Here is a 19,736-nt window from a genome sequence, read left to right on the forward strand (position 1 = left end):
CAATCTCGGCTACCGGATCCCTTCGCTCGTAGGGAAGCTGACAAGGAAGTCGAGGACGCCCCATGGCCGCCACCCTCCAGGAACTGCTCGATGAGCGCGGGAACACCGTGGACATGCTCCGCAACTCCCGCCTCGGCACCTACATCTACCCGGTGGTGCCGGCCGAGTTCACCAACTGGCGACGCGAACAGAAGGCCTGGCGCGAGACCGCCGTGCTCTACGACCAGTCGCACCACATGGTGAACTTCTTCATGTCGGGCCCGGGTGCGCTGCAGCTGCTCTCGGACACCGGCATCAACAGCTTCGCCAACTTCCCGGTCAACGTCGCCAAGCAGTTCGTCCCGACCGCCTCCAACGGCGGCGTGATCGGCGACGGCATCCTCTTCCACGAGGCCGAGAACGACTACGTCTACGTCGGCCGCGCACCCGCGGCGAACTGGCTGCAGTTCCACGCCGAGACCGGCGGGTACGACGTCGAGACCCGCTACGACGACCGTTCGCCCTCGCGCCCCTACGGCGCCGCCGTGCACCGGGAGTACTACCGCTTCCAGATCCAGGGCCCCAACGCCTGGGCGATCATCGAGAAGCTCGCCGGCGGCGAGGTCGAGAAGGTCAAGTTCTTCCACATGGGCGAGATGACCATCGCCGGCGAGAACGTCCGCACCCTCCGGCACGGCATGGCAGGCGCCCCGGGCCTGGAGCTGTGGGGGCCGTACGAGCACCACGGCAAGATCCGCGACGCGATCCTCGAGGCGGGAGCCGAGTTCGGCATCGAGCCGTGCGGCTCGCGTGCGTACTCCTCCAACACCCTCGAGTCGGGGTGGATCCCCTCGCCGCTTCCGGCGATCTACACCGGCGGCGACATCGAGCGCCGGTACCGCGAGTGGCTTCCCGCCAACAGCTACGAGGCGATCAACGCTCTCGCCGGCTCATTCGTCTCCGACAGCATCGACGACTACTACCTGAACCCCTGGGAGCTCGGATACGGCTCGTTCGTGAAGTTCGACCACGACTTCATCGGACGCGACGCCCTCGAGCAGGTCGACCCCGAGCGCCAACGCAAGAAGGTCACGCTCGCCTGGAACGATGAGGACCTCGCGAAGATCCTCGCCTCGCCCCTGGACCGCGAGGGACCCGGGTACCAGTTCTTCGATCTGCCGAACGCCAACTACGGCTCGTCGAACTACGACGCCGTCATCGACGCCGACGGGAACACCGTCGGGCTGTCGCTGTTCACCGGTGTCACCGCGAACGAGAAGCGCGGCCTGTCGCTGGCGACGGTCGACCGCGATGTGCCGATCGGCGCCGAGGTGCGCGTGGTGTGGGGCGAGCCCGACGGCGGGTCGGGAAAGACCACAGTCGAGCCCCACGAGCAGATCGCGGTGCGCGCCGTGGTGAGCCCGGTGCCCTACGCCGCGACCGCCCGCACCGAGTACCACGGCGGCTGGCGCACCACCGGTCAGGCCTGATCGCCGCGGAGTCGCCGCGCTCCATCCTTCGGAGAATCGCGCGAGCTTCGGAGCGTCCGGCGGGATGGCTCCGAAGCAGGGGCGTTTCTCCGAAGTCCGGGCGCGCACCCAGCGTTCACGCGGCCCTCAGTCCGCCGCGCCTGCGGCGCGGAGCCGCGCAAGCCATGCCAGCGTGGCGCGGGTCATGTCGGTCGGGGCGCCGAGGGCTTCGAGCTCGGTGAGCGCATCGTGCATCTCCTGCTCGCGCCGCGCGGCGTGGATGCGGGTGCCGTCGACGAGGCGCGCGACGCGCTGGTGGCCCTGTCCGTCGACGTCGAGCTCGGCGGCGATGTGGTCGCGCATCCACGCCTCGGCGTCGGCGGCGCGCGCCGCATCGAGGCTCTCGAGCACGACGGCGGCGAGTCCCTTCATGAACACGCTCCGCAGGAGCTTGCGCTCGGCAGCTGCCCCGGCGGGCGCATCGACGACCTCGACCGGCACGCCGAGCGGCGACATGATCGCCGCGAACGACGCCGCACCGTCACCGGAGGCGAGGAGCGGCGTCGCGTGGCCGGCCCGTGGCACCGGGGCGAGCACCGCGACATCCGCCATCGACACCCCGTGGTCGGCCGCCAGCTGCGCGACCGCCCGCATCGCGTCGGGTGAGGCGGCGTTGAGGTCGGCGTACACCGTGGTCGCGGCGACGTGGGGGAGGAGGTGCTCCGCGACCTCGACCGCGAGCCGGCCGTGCACGAGGCTCAGGACCAGGTCGGTGCCGGCGACTGCGGCGGCGGCGCTGTCGGCGTGGACGACGCCGGGAAGTTCGGGTGCGTGATGCGGATCGAAGCCGCGCACCCGGGCGCCGGCCGACGCGAGCCCCGCCGCGTAGCGGCTGCCCGCCTCGCCGAGCCCGATGACGGCGATCGTCGGTTCACTCACCGCGCACCACGATCCCGGCGTCGTGGGGGTCGCTCGTGAGCTGTTCGAAGTACTCCAGCGATCGCGCCGAGCCGCGCACGAGGGAGCGGATGCCGAGCGGATGCTCCTCGACGTCGGCCCGATAGGCCTCGGCCAGGTCCTTCTCGATGCCCGCCGCCGCCCGGCGCAGGAGTCCGATGTACGGATGCGGCGACGCGCCGTCGTTGGGGACGACGACTCCGACCGCGGCGTACACCGATCCGTCGGGCCCGGAGACCGGCACGGCGATTCCGCGGGACTCGGCGTGGATGTGCCCGTCGTTGACGGCGAACCCGTCGGCGCGCACCTGCCGGAGGCGTGCCCGCAGGTCCTTCTCGGTGCGCAGGGTGTGCTCGGTGTAGACCCGCAGGCCCTGCCGGACCACTTCGGTGACGAGAGCGGGATCGGCGAAGGCGAGGAGCACCAGACCGCTGGAGGACGCATGCAGCGGCATCCGTCCTCCGATGAGGGTGGCGTTGAGGACGGCGTCGCGCATCGAGAGGCGCTCGATGAAGAGCACGTCGGTGCCGCTGAGAACCCCCAGCTGCGTGTGCTGGCGCACGCGCTCGTGCACGGCGCCGAGCCAGGGTCGCGCGATCTCTCGGAGGCCGAGGGCCCCGGGCGTGCGGCTGGCGAACTCCCACAGCCTCACGCCGAGTCGGTAGGTGCGGTCGGGGAGGCGCTCCAGCAGCCCCTCGCGTTCCAGCTCGGACACGAGGCGGTGAGCGCTCGAGCGCGGCAGCCCCGAGGCATCCGCGATCTCACTGAGCGTCAGGAACGGATGCCACGCGTCGAAGGTCTCCAGGATGCGGAGGTGTTTGTGGAGCACCGACTCCCCCGCGGATCCGCGTGCCATGGGTTCACTCCTGCTTCCGCTCGCGCCGGGCGTCGCGGCGGAGGCGCAGGGCGAGGAGCGCGGCGACGGTGAACGGGACCATCGCGAGGTGGCAGAGCGCGAGGGCGACGGTGCTGCCGGTGTCGAAGTCGGCGGGGATCGTCAGGGCGAAGATCGTTCCGACCTCGAGGACCACCGCCACGATGATTGCGACGAGGAAGACCCAGCGCCACCAGTGGCCGACGATCGCCGCGATCGTCAGCCCCGCCAGGAGGGGGACGGCGGTGAACTGGATCAGCACCGGCGGCAGCACCTGGAGCGGCCCGCCGGCGGCGGTGAACCAGAACTCCACACCGAGGAGCCGGGCGACACCGTAGATCGCGAGATTCGCCAGGACCGCGCCCGCCACCGCGATGAGGATGATCCACACCGATCTCAGTCCCGCATACCGGGACACGACGCCGCGCATGCTCGCACGCTACCGGAGAAGGGCCCGAACACAAGCCCGCCTGCTGTCGCTCACGCGGATATCCGCGCTCCTGCGGACGGATGCGGGGACCGCGGTCCGCAGGAGCGCGAAACTCCTTGCGACGGAGAGAAACGAGAGCCCGAGCGAGCGAGCCGACAGCGGCGAGGCGGCTTTAGTTGTCGGCGCGATACACCGTGCGCGCGTACTCGTGGTACGGCGCGGGAGCGACCGTCGCGCGGATGCGCACCTGGCGGTGCTGCTGGTCGACGGAGTGCTTGCGCGAAATCGGATCCTCGCCCCAGAGCACCTCGACCTCGGCGCCCTCGGGCACCTCGTTGTCGAGGGTCGCGAGCGACATGTAGAGCTGGTCGTACGCGACGTAGCCGGCGTCGGTCGAGATCCCGACGCGGCGGCCGTCCTGCTGGACCTCGTCCATCTGGTAGAAGCCGTACCGGGCCTTGGGGAAGTCGAGATACTTCGCGGGCACGCCCGGCTCGACCTGCGAGCGGACGACGTCGGCGACGTCGGAGGAGTTCCAGATGAGGGTGACCTTGCGACGCTTCGGCGCCTCGGCGATCTTCTCCAGCGCCTCCCGCCCGTGGAAGTCGTGGTCGAAGCGCACCGACCGGCCGAGACCGAGATCGAACGGCGTCATGTAGAAGTCGTGGATGTCGGGTGAGTAGAGCGATCCGCCGATCGACCCGATGCGTGCGGCGGGGAGCCACTCGCGGTACTCGGCGAAGTCGTCGTCGAAGATCGCCGGGAACGGCGTGGGGACCCACCCCGATTCGAGGGGCGACGACGAGTACGCCTTCGCACCCACGCGGCGGATGTCGAATTCCGCCCCGGCCTCCATGATCGCGTCGAGCACGATCTCGTTGTCCTCCCAGGGGCCGTAGAACTCGAAGCCCGGCTGCCCCGCCATACCGTGGCGGAGCGCCTTGACCGGGCGGCCGGCGATCTCGACGTCGCCGATGTGGAAGAACTTGATCGCCGGCGGCGGGCCGCCGAAGATCTTCTCCATCACCCGGTCGGCGTGCGGGCCCTGCAGCTCGTAGCGGTAGAAGGTCGGCGGACCCTGGCGCATGTGCGAGTTCGGGTCGAGGCGATACCGCACGTCCTTGCCGAGGGCCTGGGCCTTCTCGATGTTGAACCGCACCCAGTCGATGAGGATGTGGTGTCCCACCAGCACGATGCCGTCGGACCCCTCGTGGTTGTAGAACAGGATGCCGTCGCCGATGAGGTAGCCGTCCTTGTTCACCGAGATGAGCTGCTTGGCCACGCCCGGCCGGAACGTCGCGAAGGTGTTGGGTGAGATGCCCTGCAGCAGCGGGATCAGGTCGGCGCCGTCCATGAACAGCTGTGTCATGTGGTGCGACTGATCCATCAGTGCCACCGAGGTGTTCCATGCGCGCTGCTCGTCGCGCCAGTTGGTGAACTCCGGCGCCACCGGGAAGGTGAACGCGGGCCAGTTCTGGTTCCGCAGCAGTTCCACCGGGCTTCCCTCGCGGGCGATCGCCTGGGCCAGTGTTTCGGTCATCGTCGACCCTCCATTCGTCGGCGTCACACTATGCGCTGCGCTGAGGGTTGACCGGCGTTGTTCCGTTGAACGGAAATCACCCACACCGCCTCGTCGACGCGCGCGACGATCAGACCGCGAGGGTCACGAATGAGCCACATTCATTCAATCTGCGCACCAAAATCGTTGACAATTTCGACGATTATCGCGTAGCGTCCCCTCCACGGGATGACTCGATCCCCAGTCAGAGCAGAGACGCGACGACGGAAGGCGGGCAATGGGTGCTCGATTGACGGTGTCGGACGTCAACCTCCACTTCGGCGGTGTCCGCGTGCTCGAAGATGTCTCGTTCACCGTGGAACCCGGAAGTATCGCGGGGCTGGTCGGACCGAACGGAGCCGGCAAGACGTCGCTGTTCAACTGCATCAGCGGCCACTACAAGCCTTCGAGCGGATCCATCACGATCGACGGATCCGAGGTGCTGGGCTCGTCGCCCGCGAGCCTGGCCAAGCACGGCCTCGCCCGCACCTTCCAGCATCCCGCCCTTCAGCTTCGCGAGACGGTCCTCGAGAACGTGCTCCTCGGTGCCCACGGGCGCCTCCCCGGCGGAGCCCTGGAGTGGTCGATACGGATGCCGCGGACCCGCCGCACCGAGAAGGAGCTGCGTGCCGAGGCGCTCGCCCTGCTCGAGCGCAACGGTCTCGGCTGGACCGCGTACGTCCGTGCCGACGAGCTGTCGCACGGCCTGCACAAGGGCATCGAACTGTGTCGCGCGCTGATGAGCCGCCCGACGCTCCTGCTCCTGGATGAGCCGGCGGCGGGGCTGCCGCACAACGAGGTGGAGCAGCTGATCGAGACCGTCCGGCGGGTGCGCGACGACGGCATCACCGTCGTCGTGGTCGAACACAACATGGGCCTCATCGCCGCGCTGACCGACCACGTCGTCGTCCTCGACCATGGCCGGAAGCTCATGGAGGGCACCGCGGCCGAAGCGCAGTCCGATCCCCGGGTGATCGAGGCGTACATCGGAAAGGATGCCGCCGATGACGCTGCTTGAGCTGAAGGACGTCACCGCCTTCTACGGACCCGTCCAGGTGCTGGAGGGCGTCTCGCTGACCGTGCCCGACGGCGGGGCGGTCGGCATCCTCGGCGCCAACGGCGCCGGCAAGACGACCACCCTCCGCGCGATCAGCGGAACCGTCCGCGCCGGGGGCAGCATCCTCTTCGAGGGCAAGGACATCCGCGGCTCGAAGCCCGAGAAGGTCGCGGCGATGGGGATCGCACACGTCCCCGAGGGTCGTGGCACCCTGGGCGGGCTGACGGTCCGCGAGAACCTTCGTGTCGGCGCCTACCTGCGGCGCGACCGCAAGGGGATCGAGAGCGACATCGAGTACTGCCTCGATCTCTTCCCGCAGCTGCGCGACCGCATCCGCTCGAACGGTTCGGCCCTGTCGGGCGGCGAGCAGCAGATGCTCGCCGTCGCCCGCGCGATCATGGCCAAACCCCGCCTCATGCTCCTCGACGAGGCCTCGCTGGGTCTCGCGCCCTCCACCGCCAAGTCCGTCTACGAGGCGATCGGGCGCCTGCGTCGCGAGTCGGGCATCGCGATGCTCGTCGTGGAGCAGAACGCCAACCTCGCCTTCACTCTCGTCGACAGCGCCACGGTGCTCGAAACGGGGCACAACGCCATCACCGGCTCGACCGCGGAGCTGCGGGGCATGGACGAGATCCGCCGCGCATACCTGGGAGGCTGACGTGCAGACCTTCATCCAACTCGTCGTCGACGGTCTGTCGACCGGGTCGATCTACGCCGCGCTCGCCCTCGCGATCGTCCTGGTGAATCAGGCCACCGGCCTCATCAACTTCGCCCAGGGCGGCATCGCGGTGCTCTCGGCCTACATCGCCTACCAGTTCACCGTCTGGGGGCTCCCGCTGATCCTGGCGATCCTCGCCTCGGTGGTGGTGTCGTTCTTCATCGGGGCGTTCATCGAGCGCTACCTGATGCGCCGCTTCGAGAAGGGCGACCCCGACACCGCCGTCGTGGTGACGATCGGCCTCCTGACCCTCATCACCGGCATCTGCGCGTGGATCTGGAGCTACAACAACCTGCAGTTCCCGTCGCTGTTCCCGCTGGACACCGTGACGATCTTCGGGGCCGTCGTCAGTGTCCGCTCCCTCGGCACGATCTTCGTCATCGTCGTGATCATGCTGATCCTGCAGGGGCTGTTCCTCGGAACGAAGCTGGGCCTCGCCCTGCGGGCGGTGGCGATCAACCCCGAGTCGGCGTCGTTCTCCGGTCTGAAGGTCGGTCGGCTCCTCATGGTCGGATGGGGACTGGCTGCCGCCCTCGGCGCCGTCGCCGGCGCGATGGTCGCCCCGCAGCTCACCCTCACCCCCGGGATGATGGACGGCGCCCTCGTCTACGCGCTCGCCGCCGTGATCATCGGCGGTCTCTCCAGCCCCCTGGGGGCGGTGGTCGCCGCGTGGCTCATCGGGGTTCTGGAGAACCTTGCCGCGGTGTACGTGCCCTTCATCGGCTACGACCTCCGGATCGCGGTGCCCTTCATCCTCCTCTTCATCGTCCTCATCCTGAGGCCGCAGGGCCTGTTCGGCCGGAAAGTCGTGGTGCGGGTGTGATGACAACGGCAACCGGCATCCTTCAGCGTCCCTGGGTCAGGTGGGCGGGGCTCGCGCTCGGCGTCATCCTCGCCATCGTGCTCCCGCTCGTCTTCGACGCGGGCACCAACTCCACCCTCGCCCGCATCGGCGTCTTCGCCGTCGCCGTGCTCGGGCTGAACGTGATCATGGGATACACCGGCCAGGTCATGCTCGGCCAGATCTTCTTCGTCGGGCTCGGCGCCTACATCACCGCCTACGGGGTGTCGCAGGAGTGGAACATCATCCTGGTGTTCATCCTCGCCCTCGCCCTGACCGCGCTCGTCGGGCTCGTGATCGCGCTGGCCGCCGCCCGCCTCGGTGGTCTCGCGATCGCCATGGTGACCATCGCCCTCCCCATCGTGGGCGTCCCGCTGGCCCGACGCCTGGGGGAGTTCACCGGCGGATCGCAGGGGCTCTCGGCGCGGTTCTCCGGCGCCCCCGAGTGGGCGCCGCTGTACGACGACCAGTGGCAGCTGTACCTCGTGCTGCTGATCGGCGGCATCACCTTCCTCCTCACGCGCAACCTCGTGCGGGGGAAGTACGGACGCGCGTTCGCCATCGTGAAGGAGAACGAGGCGGTCGCGGCATCCATGGGCATCTCGCCCTACAAGTACAAGGTGCTCGCCTTCACCATCGCCGCCCTCATCGGCGGGGTGAGCGGGTTCCTCTACATGGTCGTGATCCAATACACCTCGCCCGAGACGCTGAGCTTCGGTCACTCGATCGAACTCGTCATCTCGATGGTCGTCGGTGGCGCGGGAAGCATCGTCGGGTCGATCCTCGGCGGCGCCTACTACGTCCTGGTCCCGCAGCTGACGAACATCATCGACCCGAACCTGACCGCGATGCTGCAGGGCGCCATCCTGCTGCTCGTGCTGTTCCTCCTCCCCGGCGGGCTCGTCTCGCTTCCCCGGGTCATCCGGCGGCTCGTCCGCCGCGGTGACCAGGGTGGGGGGCCCGGCACGCGGTCTCAGGCGGCGACACCGCAGCCGGTCGCCGCATCCCACCCATCCACCGAGAGAAAGCAAGACACATGAGCGAGTTCCACACGAAGACGTGGGGACGCCGGACGCGGGTGACGACCGTCGTCGCCGGCATCGGCATCCTCGCCCTGGTGGCCACGGGCTGTGCCCGCGGCGCGAACACCGGCGGCGGCGACGAGTCGGGCGACGCCGTCGCATCGAGCCCCGGCATCACCGACGACAGCATCACGCTCGGTATCACCACTCCGCTGTCGGGTCCGACCGCCGGCCCCGGCACGTGCACGGTGGCGGGCCTCGAGGCCTACTTCGGCGCTGCGAACGCCGCGGGCGGCATCGAGTTCGGTGACGGCAACACCCGCACCGTCGAGATCCAGGCCCTGGATGACGCCTACGACCCGCAGCAGGCCGCGGCGAACTTCGAGCAGCTGAAGGACAGCGTGTTCGCCATGACCTCGGGTCTCGGCACGCCGACGAACCGCGCATGGCGCGAGGCGGCCATCGACGATGAGGTGCCTCAGGTGCTCATCATGACCGGCGACCCGCTGTTCTCCAACACCGAGGAGAGCCCCTGGCAGCTGGGCTTCGTGCCGATCTACCAGAACGAGGGTGCCGCGTTCGGCGAATTGCTCGCCGCGTCGGGCGAAGACCACAAGGTCGCGATCCTCGCGCAGAACGACGACTACGGCGAGGGCTACGTCGAGGGCTTCAAGGAGGCCATCGAGGGCGCCGACAACGTCGAGATCGTCGAGGAGCTCACCTACGAGGCGACCGACACGTCGGTCGACGCGCAGCTGACCGAACTCGCCGCCTCCGGCGCCGACGTCTTCTTCAACGCGATGTCGATCACGCCGCTCGTGATCTCCTCGCTGCAGAAGGCGCAGGAGCTCGGCTGGCTCCCGTCGTGGTTCCTGCCCTCGAACACCTCCAGCCCCACGGCGATCCTCGAGCCGGGCGGGGCGACGGCCTTCCCGGGGGTGTACTCGGTGTCCTTCGCCAAGGCGCCCGCGAGCCCCGCGTTCGCCGAGGACGAGGATGTGCAGAACTTCCTCACGAACCTCGCCGAGTACGCCGACTACCCCGACATGCCGGCGTTCCCCCACTGCATGTGGAGCTACATGATCGGCGGCACGCTCGAGCAGGTGTTCGCCGAGATGACCGAGCCGACCCGCGAGAACTTCATGGAGGCGCTGCGGACGGTCTCCGACTACCAGGCGCCGCTCATGCTCGAGGGCACGGCCGTCGACACGACCGAAGACGGCCAGCCCGCCGTCTCCAGCGTCGTGGTGCAGAAGTACAACGGCCGCGGCTACGACACAGTGGAGGCGTTCGAGTAACCCGCGATCCCTTCGAGAGGCGCGTCGTCCCAACGGGTCGGCGCGCCTCCTCGTGCGCCCCGCGTTCCGCGAGGTGCGCGACCCGTCACAGAATGCGGCCCGCTCCGCCCGTAGGCCGCAGTCTCTGACGGGTCGTGCGGGTTCCGAGGGGTCGTGCGGGGTGGGGGCGGTGGCGGGAGCCGGGATGTCAGCCGAGCGCGCGGAGGACGCCGACGATCCCGTTCAGGTGATCCCGGGTGGCGGCATCGGCCGCGTCGGGGTCGCGGGCGAGCACGGCGTCGATGATGGCGATGTGCTCCGGCGCCGACTGCGAGGCCCGCCCGGGGTGGAAGGCCAGGCGGAACTGGTGCCTGGCCGACTGGGCCCGCAGGCGCTCGAGGAGCTGCCTCGCGGTCACGTGGCCGCTCTCCTCGCGGAGGCACCGGTCCATCTCCTGGTTGAGTCGGGCGTACTCCATGAGGTTGCCGGTGGCGATGGCCTCCTCGATGCCGTCGCGGATGGCGCGGAGCTCCGCCTCGCCCCGGGCGGTGAGGTTCTCGGCGGCCTTCCGGGCGCAGAGGGATTCCAGGCCCACCCGCACCTCGACGATCTCGACGGCTTCGTCGACGCTGATGGCGCGCACGCGGGCGCCCCGGTTGGGCAGCCGTTCCACGAGGCCCTCGCCGGCGAGGTTCAGCAGCGCGTTGCGCACCGACGCCCGCGACGCCTCGAAGCGTTCGCTGAGGTCGGCCTCGATGAGCCGCTGGTGCGGTGCGAACTCGGCGTTGAGGATCGCGTCGCGGATGCGCTGGGTGAGGTCCGGACGCGCGGGCGCGTCATCCAGAACGTCCGTGTCGGTCATCCGCTCCACCTCTCCATCGACGTCGACCGGGCGCGCGGCCATCGCTGAGGACGAGGATCGCCGCGCACGCTCCGAGCGTACTCCGAAACGGTGATTGCTGACGAGATCGCCGCGGATTCTGTCGCCAATCGACGACGGAGCAGAGGAGGGCGACCTCAGCCCACCCGGTCGACGAGCTCGAGCCCCCGGCGGGCCCACTCGATCTCGCCGCGAGCCCGCTCCACGAGACCCTCGTAGGCGAAGCGCTTGTACGCGATCGTGCGCTCGCGGTCCTCCTCGGCGGTGACCGCGAGGCGCCGGACGAGCATCGGGTTGCTCAGGGCGTCGATGCGCGCCAGCTCCCCCTCCCACTGCGCCAGTTCGGCCGACCAGGCCGTGATGTGACGCTCGAGGAAGTGCCGCGCGGCGTCGGGGGTCGTGGTCTCGAGGTAGGCCGCCCGCAGATGCGCGGGGTCGCGCACGCGCTGGTAGTCCAGCGGCGAGGTCATCCACTCCAGGAACGCCCGATCACCGGCATCCGTCACGTGATAGAGCCGTCGCCGGCCGCGCTCGCCGCGGGTCTGCTCCTCTGCCTCGACCAGGCCCTCGTGCTCCATCTTGCGCAGCTCGGGGTAGATCTGCGAGTCGGGAGCGTGCCAGACATGACCGACCGAGAGGGAGAACTGCTTCTGCAGGTCGTAGCCCGAGAGCGCACCGACGCGGAGGATCGCCAGCAGGGCGTATCGCAGACTCATGAAGCTCCTTGCCGGGGTCTGGAGGTGAGGTTAGCAAAGGGGCCCGGACGTGTGCGCCCGAGCCCCTTCGCCATCATCGTCAGTCGTTCTTGTAGCCGGTGCGCCATCCGCCCTGGTAGGTCTGGCGGGCCACCGTGGAGTACGGCACCGGAGAGACCACGACGCGGACCTCGGTCTGCTCGTGCGGCTCGACCGACGCCTTCGACGAGCCGCCGTTCGGCTCGCCCCAGACGACCTTCAGCTCCGTGCCCTCGGGCACGTCGGGGTCGACCGTTCCGAGCGAGAGGCCGCGCTTCTCGTTGGCGCTGTAGCCGGTGAACATCGAGAACCCGACGACCGTGCCGTCGGCGTCGACGACGGAGTCGTAGTTCGCCGAGCCGTAGTTGGCCAGCGGCAGGTCGAAGAACTTGTAGCTCGGGCCGTCGACATCCAGGAGCGACGACCACACCCGGCCGAGGTCCTCGGCGTTCCACGCGAGCGTGACCTTCTTGCGCTGGGTGGCCGGGTCGACCTTCTCGAGGGCGTCGCGACCGATGAAGTCGTGGTCGAACTTCACGAACGAGCCGTAGCCGAGCTCCCACGGGGTGAGGTAGTAGTCCTCGATGTTGTCGGACACGAACGACCCGGCGAGCGTTCCGGTCGCCTCGTAGCTGTCCACGCCGAGCCACTCGCGGTACGCGCGCTCTTCTTCGCCGGTGTAGATGGCGGGGAGGGGCGAGGGGATCCAGCCCGACTCCAGCGTGTTCGACGGGTAGGCCCGCGAGCCCACCGGCACGAGGCCGAACTCGGCGCCGGCCTCGACGATGATGTCGCGGACGCGGTGGTGGTCGGCGTAGGGGCCCCAGATCTCCAGGCCCGGAGCGCCGGCCATGCCGTGACGGAGGGTGCGGACGTTCATACCCTCGATGTTCATCGTCGACATGGCGAAGAACCGCAGCTGCTCGAGCGGTCCGCCGTTGAGCTTCTCGATGACCTTCCATGCGGCAGGGCCCTGGATCTGGAAGCGGTAGTAGCGCCGCGAGACCGCGTCGCCGTACGGACGCGAGGGGGAGCGGCGGTCGACCTCGATCTCGAGGTTCTTGTAGCCGCCGGTCTCGCCGTGGAACATCAGCCAGTTCGATGCGGGCGCGCGGCCGACGTAGACGTACTGGTCCTCCTCCTCGTGGAAGAGGATCCCGTCGCCGATGACGTGACCCGACGCGGTGGTCGGCACGTACTGCTTCGCGCGGTTGACGGGGAAGACCTCCACCGAGTTGATCGCGGTGTCGCGGATCAGGTTGATCGCGTCGGAGCCGCGGAGGAACACATTGTCCATGTGGTGCGACTGGTCGTACAGGACGGCGGTGTCGCGCCAGGCCTTCTGCTCCTTGATCCAGTTCTGGAAGTCGGCGGGGACGACGGGGTAGATGTAGGAGCCGATCTGGGAGTTGCGGAGCAACTCGACCGGGCTTCCCTTCTCGTCGAGCAGGGCTTGCAGATTCTCTGCCATGGGTGGAACCTCTCTGTTCGGTAGGTGGTCTTCGGGAGGGTGTGCGGAGATCGTCAGGGGCGGTCGCTGAAGACGATCGTGTGATTGCCGCGACGGATGACGCGGTCTTCGGCGTGCCACTGCACGGCACGAGAGAGCACGGCGCGCTCGACGTACGCGCCACGAGCCTGGAGGTCGGCCGCCGTCATCCGGTGGTCGACACGCGCGACGTCCTGCTCGATGATCGGACCCTCGTCGAGGTCGGCGGTGACGTAGTGGCTCGTCGCCCCGATGAGCTTCACGCCCCGCTCCTTGGCCTTCTTGTAGGGAGCCGCGCCGATGAAGGCGGGCAGGAAGGAGTGGTGGATGTTGATGACCGGCACGCCGATCTTCGCGAGGAAGTCCTCGGAGAGGATCTGCATGTACCGCGCCAGGACGACGAAGTCGACGTTGCCGTCCAGGAGCTTGAGGATCTCCGCCTCGGCGGCGGACTTGTCGGGCCCCTGCGAGTGCACGTGCACGAAGGGGATGCCGAACGAGCGGACGTCCTCAGCGGTGTTGGTGTGGTTGGAGATGACCATCGGGATGGTCACGGGAAGCTCGCCGCGGCGGTGGCGCCACAGCAGCTCCAGCAGGCAGTGGTCGCTCGTCGAGGCGAGGATCGCCATGCGCTTGGGCACCGACTGGTCGGTGAGCACCCAGGTCATGCCCAGCGGTCCGAGCGTCTTCTCGAGGTCGGCCTCGATGGCGGGCATGGTCGCGGTGAGGTCGGGGCGGTGGAAGACCACGCGCTGGAAGAACTCCCCGCCCTCGGGATTGTCGGAGTACTGGTCGAGCGTGACGATGTTCCCCTGATTGCGGGCGATCAGCGACGACACGGCCGCGACGATCCCGGGCTGGTCGGGGCCGTGGACGATCAGGCAGGCGTGGTCGCGCCGGGCATCGGTGTGCAGCGTCATGCGTAACTCCTCAGGATTGCGGGGCGCGGAAATCGCGCACCCACTCCGAGGTCGCGCGCAGGCCGCCGAATGTGTAGAAGTGCAGTCTGACATTCCCGAGGGTGCCGTTCTGAGCCAGCAGGTCGGCGAGGTCGGTGACGAAGCGGTCGGGACCCGCGGTGCCCATGAGGTTGGTCAACGAGAACCCGTACTTCTTGACGATCATCGCGTTCGCGCCGATCCCGAAGCGGCGGGCGAAGCCCAGCAGGCGCTTGATGCCCGCGGGACCGGGCGTGCCGATCCGGATCTCGGCGGTGATCCCGCGCCGGCGGACCTCCTGGATCCAGGCCATGACGGGGTCGGTGTCGAAGGCGAACTGCGTGAGGATGACCGCGTCGAGGCCCTGCTCGGTGAGAGCGGCGATCTTGTCCTCGAGGTGGCGCCACAGGATGTCGTCGGCGATGTCGGGGTGACCCTCGGGGTACCCCGCGATGCTGACCTCCTTCACTCCGTACTGCTGCAGGATGCCGGAACGGATCACCGAGAGCGAGTCCTCGTAGGGGCCCTCGGGCTCGGCCGGGTCGCCGCCGACGGAGAACACGTGCTCGCTGGCGCCGACCTCCTGGAGGCGGGCGAGGAACTCCTGGAGCTGCTCTGCGGACGTCAGGCGCCGCGCCGAGATGTGCGGGACGGGGATGAATCCGGCCTCCTTCACCGCCTTCGACGCGGCCACCCGCATCTCGAGGTCCTCATTGCCCAGGAACGTGACGTTCACCTTGGTGCCGGCGGGGATCGAGTCCTGCGCCTCCTGCAGGCCCGGGATGTCCTTCCCCGTCATCTCCAGCGAGTAGTCCTGAACCAGCGCGCGAGCGGCGGCGGAATGTTCGGAGGTGGTGCGTGCCACGTCGAGGTCCTTTCCTCTGCGATGAGCGTCGATGCTCTCGACCCACGATAACTATCAACATAGGTAATGGCAAGAGGCATCCAATAAGGCAGATTCAACAATTCAGTGACGCTCGTCACGAAAGTCTTGACAAGCGGATGTCACCTGCCGGAGCATGAACTCGTCAGGCCACGAGGATGTGACGACCCGACCCAGCACCGACGTCACGCCTCGAGGACCGGCTCAACTCCGACACCAACGAGAGGCCCGTCAATGAAGAAGAGGCTCGCCGCGCTCGGCCTGATGGCCGCAGCCGCACTCGCCCTCGCCGGTTGCACCGACTCCGCAGCCGGCCCCACCGCCGAACCCAGCGACAGCGCCGATGCCGGCGGCGGGACGACCGAGGAGGTCCGCGACGTCCGCGTCGCTGCGCTCCCGATCGCGGAGTCCGGGGCCCTGTGGGCCGCGATCGACGAGGGGATCTTCGAGGAGTACGGGCTGAATGTCGAAGTCGTGCCCGCTCAGGGCGGCGCTCAGGCGATCCCGGCCCTGCTGAGCGGCGACATCGACTTCGCGATCGGTCAGCCCTTCGGCCCGATCCGCGCCGACCTCCAGGACCTCGGCGTCGTCATCTTCAGCAACTACGCCTCGTCCCTCGCCGACGGCGAGGATGTCAACTCCGTCGTCGCCCTGGGCGACTCCGGCATCGCAGGCCCCGCAGACCTCGCCGGCAAGCGCGTCTCGGTCAACAGCCTCGGCGCGGCGGGCGACCTCACGATCCGCAAGGCGGTCGACGACGCCGGCGGCGATTCCTCGACGATCGAATTCGTCGAGGTCGCCTTCCCCGATGCGCAGGCCCAGCTCGAGGCCGGCAACATCGACGCCGCGTGGGTCCCCGACCCGTTCCGGGGCATCATCGTCGGTGCCGGCGGCGTCGACGTCGTCTCGCCCTACCAGGCGACGATCCCGGGGCTGACGGTGCTGACGAACTTCACCACCCAGGCGAAGATCGACGAAGACCCCGAGCTCGTGGCCGACTACGCCGCGGCCATGGCCGATGCGCTGGAGTTCGCCTCGCAGAACGAGGACGCCGTCCGAGCTGCCATCGCCTCCAACCTCGAGATCCCCGAAGAGGCGGCCGCCGCGATCGTGCTGCCCGACTTCACGCCCGACCTCGGCAGCGCCGGGATCGAAGACCTCGCCGCCCTCGCGGTCGAGTACGACTACATCGACGCCGAGCCGGACTTCTCGCGGCTCATCCAGCAGCAGTAGTCCCGCGCGGAGCGGGCGGCCGCGTTCGCCGCGTGCCGCCCGCTTCCGCCGCCGAGAGGATTCCCCCCGTGTCTGATTCCGTGGTGATGTCATCACCGAAGTCCACCGAGGCGCCGCGCCCGACCCGCGAGGGGCCGTCGAGCCGCCTGCGATCGGCGCGCCGCGCCCGCGCGTTCCGCAAGGTCGCACTCGGGGCGCTCGGCATCGCCGGGTTCCTCATCACGTGGCAGCTGATCCCGACGCTGGGGATCCTCGACGCCCGGTTCTTCCCGCCGCCCACCGAGGTGCTCGCGCGCCTGGCCACCGACGTCCGCGACCTCGAGTTCTGGCGGAACGTGGGGCGCACCATGACGGCGTGGGGCATCGGCCTCGCGATCGCGACGGTGCTCGCGGTCATCCTCGGCACCGTCATCGGGCTCGTGCCGTTCCTTCGCAAGGCGACCCACACGACGGTGGAGTTCCTCCGGCCGATCCCGTCGGTGGCGCTCATCCCGCTGGCGATCCTGATGTTCGGCATCCAGCTGCAGGCGGCGCTCGTCATCATCGTCTTCGCCAGCTTCTGGCAGATCTTCGTCCAGGTGCTCTACGGCGTCGCCGACGTCGACGCCGTCGCCCGCGACACCGCCAAGAGCTTCGGACTGCCGCGCGCGCAGCGCATCCGCTACCTCGTCCTGCCCACCGCGCTGCCATACCTCATGACCGGGCTCCGTCTCGGCGCGACGGTGGCGCTGATCCTCGCCGTCACCGCCGAGATGACGATCGGCAACCCGGGCCTCGGCAGCGCCATCGTGCTGGCCCAGTCGGCCGGCGACTACGTCCGCGTCTACGCCCTGGTCATCGTCACCGGGCTCCTCGGCCTCGTGGTCAACCTCGTCTTCCGCCTCATCGAGCGGCGGTCGCTCGCGTGGCATCAGTCGGTGCGTGGGGAGGAAGTGCTGTGACCCTCTACACCAGCACCGTGGTGACGCCGGGGCCCCGCTCGCGACGGTGGGCGAGCGTCGGGTCGGGCATCGGGTACGCCCTCGGGTTCCCCCTCCTGCTCCTCATCGTGTGGGGGATCTGGTCGTCCTTCTCGACGACCCCCTTCTTCCCGAGCCCCGTCGTCATCGCCGAGGCGTTCGTGGAGACCTGGGTGGGTCCGGCGTTCTTCACCGATGTGCTCCCGAGCCTCGGCCGCCTGGTGGTCGGAGCAGCGCTGTCGATCCTCATCGGCATCGTCGCCGGACTGGTCATCGGGCTCACCCGGTGGCTGAGCGAGCTGCTCGAGCCGATCCTGGAGTTCTTCCGAGCCATCCCGCCGCCCGTGCTCATCCCGATCATCGCGGTGCTCCTCGGCCCCACCGACTCGATGAAGATCGTCGTGATCGTCGCCGGGTCGCTCTGGCCGGTGCTGCTGAACACCATCGACGGGGTGCGAGCGACAGACAGCGTGATGACCGAGACCGCCCGCTCCTTCGCGCTGACGCCGGGCGAACGCATCCGCTATCTCGTCCTGCCCGCCGCGAGCCCGCGCATCATGACCGGGGTGCGGCAGGCGCTGTCGATCGCGCTGATCCTCATGGTCATCTCCGAGATGTTCTACTCGTCGTCGGGGCTCGGTTATCGCATCGTCTTCTTCCAGCGCAATTACCTCATCGCCGAGATGTGGAGCGGCATCGTGCTGCTCGGACTCATCGGGGTGCTGCTCGCCACGATCTTCGGGTTCGTCGAGCGGCGGGTGCTGCGCTGGTACCACGGAATCAAGGAGGTGGAGCGTGCCTGACGCACTGCTCGAGGTTCAGAACCTCAAGAAGGTCTACGAGTCGGCGACCGGCAACGTCGAGGCGATCGGCGACATCAGTTTCCGGATGAAGGCCGGAGAGCTGGTCTGCATCGTCGGTCCGTCGGGCTGCGGCAAGACGACCCTGCTGAAGTGCATCGCCGGACTCCTGCGCCCCACGGCCGGTTCGGTCGAGCTCGACGGCCAGGCGGTGACCGCGCCGCCCGAGAGCATGGCGCTGGTCTTCCAGGAGTACGGCCGGTCGCTGTACCCGTGGCTGACGGTGCGCGGCAACGTCGAGCTGCCGTTGAAGCACAAGCGGATGTCGCGGACCGACCGCGATCGCCTCGTCGACGATGCGCTGAAGGCCGTGGGCCTCGATCACGCCGACAAGAGCTATCCCTGGCAGCTGTCGGGCGGGATGCAGCAGCGCGTCGCCATCGCGCGGGCGGTGGCCTATCAGCCCGAGGTGCTGATCATGGACGAGCCCTTCGCGGCCGTCGACGCCCAGACCCGCGCCGACCTCGAGGACCTCGTGCGCACGCTCCACCGCGAGCGCGGAATGTCGATCCTCTTCGTCACGCACGACATCGACGAGTCGGTGTACCTCGGCGAGCGCGTCGTGGTGCTCTCGAAGTCGCCCACCTGGGTGCAGGAGGATCTGGCGATCGACCTGCCCCCGGCGCGTGACCAGATCACGACGCGAGCGATGCCCCGGTTCACCGAGCTCCGGACGCACGTGTACGAGCAGATCCAGCGCGCCAAGCGCGGTGAGGCCGTGAGGCCGGGCGCAGTGGCGTGACCTCCCCCGTCCTCCGGTCGGCGTCGCCCGACCGCACCCTCCTCACGCGCAAGCCGCGCCAGCTGCTGCTGGCGTTCTTCGGCGAGTACGTCTGCGACCGCTACTTCGAGCCGCTGCGGGCGAGCGTGCTGTTGAGCGTGCTGGAGGGAGCGGGGGTCGCCGGCCCGGCGGTGCGGACGAACCTCGACCGGATGGTCTTCAGCGGCCTCGTCGAGCGCCGACGGCTCGGCCGCGAGATCGGCTTCGTGCTCACCGCGCACGGCAGCGACGTGCTGCGCGAGGCCTCGCACCGCGTGCACAGCCCCACCCCGTTCGCGCGGGAAGGGGAGGGGTGGACGCTGGTGACCTTCAGCGTCCCCGAGCATCAGCGCACGCTCCGCCATCGGCTTCGCGCGGCCCTCACCTGGTCGGGATTCGCGCCGCTGCGCGACGGCCTCTGGATCGCCCCGGGCGAGGTCGACCTCGCCGCGGCGCTCGCCGCCATCATCCCCGATCTCAAGCCCGGCTCGGTGACGGCGTTCGCCGCGAGCCAGCTCGAGGGCTTCCCGATGGGCGAGGCGGTGCGCACCGCGTGGGACATCGCATCGATCCGGCGTGCGCACCACGAGTTCCTGTCGCAGTGGGATGACGATGTCGACCCGGATGCTCCCGGAGCGCTGGCCACCCGCATCCTGCTCGTGGCCGACTGGCTCGCTCTTCTGCGCGCCGACCCGGCGCTGCCGGCGCAGTACATGGATGACGACTGGCCGGCGGATCGCTCACTGGAGCTGTTCACGCGCCGCCACCGCGAGCTGGCCTTCCCCGCGGTGCGGGAGTTCGCGGCGCTCGTCGGGTGA

At 69.0% G+C, this 19,736-nt stretch carries 20 protein-coding genes; 11 read left to right on the forward strand and 9 right to left on the reverse strand.

Annotation, left to right across the window (positions count from 1 at the left end; translation table 11 throughout):
* Window positions 1-62 precede the first annotated feature (62 nt).
* Window positions 63-1,469, forward strand: coding sequence for a vanillate/3-O-methylgallate O-demethylase (gene ligM / locus FBY40_RS03695; RefSeq protein WP_141936488.1), 1,407 nt, complete (start codon window positions 63-65; stop codon window positions 1,467-1,469).
* Window positions 1,470-1,595: 126 nt separating this feature from the next.
* Here the strand turns inward: ligM (FBY40_RS03695) and FBY40_RS03700 are convergent, their stop codons facing one another.
* The 4 genes from FBY40_RS03700 to FBY40_RS03715 form a co-directional block, all read right to left on the reverse strand.
* The gene (locus FBY40_RS03700) at window positions 1,596-2,387 is read right to left on the reverse strand and encodes an NAD(P)-binding domain-containing protein (protein ID WP_200829915.1); all 792 of its coding nucleotides are present in this window, start codon (window positions 2,385-2,387) and stop codon (window positions 1,596-1,598) included.
* The gene (locus tag FBY40_RS03705; RefSeq protein ID WP_141936490.1) at window positions 2,380-3,261 is read right to left on the reverse strand and encodes an IclR family transcriptional regulator; all 882 of its coding nucleotides are present in this window, start codon (window positions 3,259-3,261) and stop codon (window positions 2,380-2,382) included. Before FBY40_RS03705 ends, FBY40_RS03700 begins: the two co-directional genes overlap by 8 nt.
* Window positions 3,262-3,265: 4 nt before the next feature.
* Window positions 3,266-3,709: a DUF6069 family protein gene (locus tag FBY40_RS03710; RefSeq protein ID WP_141936492.1), complete on the reverse strand. Its 444-nt coding sequence runs from the start codon at window positions 3,707-3,709 to the stop codon at window positions 3,266-3,268.
* Between the two features lie 172 nt (window positions 3,710-3,881).
* Window positions 3,882-5,249: an aminomethyltransferase family protein gene (locus tag FBY40_RS03715; protein WP_141936494.1), complete on the reverse strand. Its 1,368-nt coding sequence runs from the start codon at window positions 5,247-5,249 to the stop codon at window positions 3,882-3,884.
* A gap of 256 nt (window positions 5,250-5,505) precedes the next feature.
* Between FBY40_RS03715 and FBY40_RS03720 the strand changes: the two genes are divergently transcribed.
* Genes FBY40_RS03720 through FBY40_RS03740 form a run of 5 tightly spaced genes read left to right on the forward strand, consistent with a single transcriptional unit; the run spans window position 5,506 to window position 10,203 of the window.
* On the forward strand, window positions 5,506-6,285 hold the full coding sequence (locus FBY40_RS03720) for an ABC transporter ATP-binding protein (RefSeq protein WP_141936496.1): 780 nt from the start codon (window positions 5,506-5,508) through the stop codon (window positions 6,283-6,285).
* On the forward strand, window positions 6,272-6,982 hold the full coding sequence (locus FBY40_RS03725; RefSeq protein ID WP_141936498.1) for an ABC transporter ATP-binding protein: 711 nt from the start codon (window positions 6,272-6,274) through the stop codon (window positions 6,980-6,982). Before FBY40_RS03720 ends, FBY40_RS03725 begins: the two co-directional genes overlap by 14 nt.
* A gap of 1 nt (window position 6,983) precedes the next feature.
* Window positions 6,984-7,865, forward strand: coding sequence for a branched-chain amino acid ABC transporter permease (locus FBY40_RS03730; protein WP_141936500.1), 882 nt, complete (start codon window positions 6,984-6,986; stop codon window positions 7,863-7,865).
* Window positions 7,865-8,923: a branched-chain amino acid ABC transporter permease gene (locus FBY40_RS03735; RefSeq protein ID WP_141936502.1), complete on the forward strand. Its 1,059-nt coding sequence runs from the start codon at window positions 7,865-7,867 to the stop codon at window positions 8,921-8,923. The genes FBY40_RS03730 and FBY40_RS03735 overlap by 1 nt, the downstream gene beginning before the upstream one ends.
* Window positions 8,920-10,203: an ABC transporter substrate-binding protein gene (locus FBY40_RS03740; RefSeq protein WP_141936503.1), complete on the forward strand. Its 1,284-nt coding sequence runs from the start codon at window positions 8,920-8,922 to the stop codon at window positions 10,201-10,203. Before FBY40_RS03735 ends, FBY40_RS03740 begins: the two co-directional genes overlap by 4 nt.
* 187 nt (window positions 10,204-10,390) lie before the next feature.
* Here FBY40_RS03740 and FBY40_RS03745 read toward each other — a convergent pair whose 3' ends face one another.
* The 5 genes from FBY40_RS03745 to FBY40_RS03765 form a co-directional block, all read right to left on the reverse strand.
* Window positions 10,391-11,044 (reverse strand): GntR family transcriptional regulator, encoded by a 654-nt coding sequence (locus tag FBY40_RS03745; protein ID WP_141936505.1) that lies wholly within the window; start codon window positions 11,042-11,044, stop codon window positions 10,391-10,393.
* Window positions 11,045-11,199: 155 nt separating this feature from the next.
* Window positions 11,200-11,778 (reverse strand): PadR family transcriptional regulator, encoded by a 579-nt coding sequence (locus tag FBY40_RS03750; protein ID WP_141936507.1) that lies wholly within the window; start codon window positions 11,776-11,778, stop codon window positions 11,200-11,202.
* A gap of 79 nt (window positions 11,779-11,857) precedes the next feature.
* Window positions 11,858-13,267, reverse strand: a complete 1,410-nt coding sequence (ligM, locus tag FBY40_RS03755; protein ID WP_141936509.1) for a vanillate/3-O-methylgallate O-demethylase — start codon at window positions 13,265-13,267, stop codon at window positions 11,858-11,860.
* 53 nt (window positions 13,268-13,320) lie between these two features.
* Window positions 13,321-14,205 (reverse strand): formyltetrahydrofolate deformylase, encoded by an 885-nt coding sequence (gene purU / locus FBY40_RS03760; protein ID WP_141936511.1) that lies wholly within the window; start codon window positions 14,203-14,205, stop codon window positions 13,321-13,323.
* 10 nt (window positions 14,206-14,215) lie between these two features.
* Window positions 14,216-15,022: a methylenetetrahydrofolate reductase gene (locus tag FBY40_RS03765; protein ID WP_141940001.1), complete on the reverse strand. Its 807-nt coding sequence runs from the start codon at window positions 15,020-15,022 to the stop codon at window positions 14,216-14,218.
* A 318-nt stretch (window positions 15,023-15,340) separates the two neighbouring features.
* Between FBY40_RS03765 and FBY40_RS03770 the strand changes: the two genes are divergently transcribed.
* From FBY40_RS03770 to FBY40_RS03790, 5 genes are all read left to right on the forward strand, one after another.
* On the forward strand, window positions 15,341-16,339 hold the full coding sequence (locus FBY40_RS03770) for an ABC transporter substrate-binding protein (protein ID WP_141936513.1): 999 nt from the start codon (window positions 15,341-15,343) through the stop codon (window positions 16,337-16,339).
* A 68-nt stretch (window positions 16,340-16,407) separates the two neighbouring features.
* Window positions 16,408-17,280, forward strand: a complete 873-nt coding sequence (locus FBY40_RS03775; protein ID WP_235014539.1) for an ABC transporter permease — start codon at window positions 16,408-16,410, stop codon at window positions 17,278-17,280.
* Window positions 17,277-18,101 (forward strand): ABC transporter permease, encoded by an 825-nt coding sequence (locus FBY40_RS03780; protein WP_141936515.1) that lies wholly within the window; start codon window positions 17,277-17,279, stop codon window positions 18,099-18,101. Before FBY40_RS03775 ends, FBY40_RS03780 begins: the two co-directional genes overlap by 4 nt.
* Complete coding sequence (locus FBY40_RS03785; protein WP_141936517.1) at window positions 18,094-18,900, forward strand: ABC transporter ATP-binding protein; 807 nt, start codon at window positions 18,094-18,096, stop codon at window positions 18,898-18,900. The genes FBY40_RS03780 and FBY40_RS03785 overlap by 8 nt, the downstream gene beginning before the upstream one ends.
* Entirely contained in the window at window positions 18,897-19,736 is an 840-nt protein-coding gene (locus FBY40_RS03790) for a PaaX family transcriptional regulator (RefSeq protein ID WP_141936519.1), read from the forward strand. The genes FBY40_RS03785 and FBY40_RS03790 overlap by 4 nt, the downstream gene beginning before the upstream one ends.

This window comes from Microbacterium sp. SLBN-154, assembly GCF_006715565.1.
Classification (GTDB): domain Bacteria; phylum Actinomycetota; class Actinomycetes; order Actinomycetales; family Microbacteriaceae; genus Microbacterium.

Coding starts and splice junctions, on each gene's coding strand:
- ligM (WP_141936509.1), bottom strand. CDS start 13,267: ATGGCAGAGAATCTGCAAGCCCTGCTCGACGAGAAGGGAAGCCCGGTC.
- FBY40_RS03750 (WP_141936507.1), bottom strand. CDS start 11,778: ATGAGTCTGCGATACGCCCTGCTGGCGATCCTCCGCGTCGGTGCGCTC.
- FBY40_RS03705 (WP_141936490.1), bottom strand. CDS start 3,261: ATGGCACGCGGATCCGCGGGGGAGTCGGTGCTCCACAAACACCTCCGC.
- FBY40_RS03740 (WP_141936503.1), top strand. CDS start 8,920: ATGAGCGAGTTCCACACGAAGACGTGGGGACGCCGGACGCGGGTGACG.
- FBY40_RS03765 (WP_141940001.1), bottom strand. CDS start 15,022: ATGACGGGGAAGGACATCCCGGGCCTGCAGGAGGCGCAGGACTCGATC.
- ligM (WP_141936488.1), top strand. CDS start 63: ATGGCCGCCACCCTCCAGGAACTGCTCGATGAGCGCGGGAACACCGTG.
- FBY40_RS03720 (WP_141936496.1), top strand. CDS start 5,506: ATGGGTGCTCGATTGACGGTGTCGGACGTCAACCTCCACTTCGGCGGT.
- FBY40_RS03735 (WP_141936502.1), top strand. CDS start 7,865: ATGACAACGGCAACCGGCATCCTTCAGCGTCCCTGGGTCAGGTGGGCG.
- purU (WP_141936511.1), bottom strand. CDS start 14,205: ATGACGCTGCACACCGATGCCCGGCGCGACCACGCCTGCCTGATCGTC.
- FBY40_RS03715 (WP_141936494.1), bottom strand. CDS start 5,249: ATGACCGAAACACTGGCCCAGGCGATCGCCCGCGAGGGAAGCCCGGTG.
- FBY40_RS03710 (WP_141936492.1), bottom strand. CDS start 3,709: ATGCGCGGCGTCGTGTCCCGGTATGCGGGACTGAGATCGGTGTGGATC.
- FBY40_RS03725 (WP_141936498.1), top strand. CDS start 6,272: ATGACGCTGCTTGAGCTGAAGGACGTCACCGCCTTCTACGGACCCGTC.
- FBY40_RS03770 (WP_141936513.1), top strand. CDS start 15,341: ATGAAGAAGAGGCTCGCCGCGCTCGGCCTGATGGCCGCAGCCGCACTC.
- FBY40_RS03745 (WP_141936505.1), bottom strand. CDS start 11,044: ATGACCGACACGGACGTTCTGGATGACGCGCCCGCGCGTCCGGACCTC.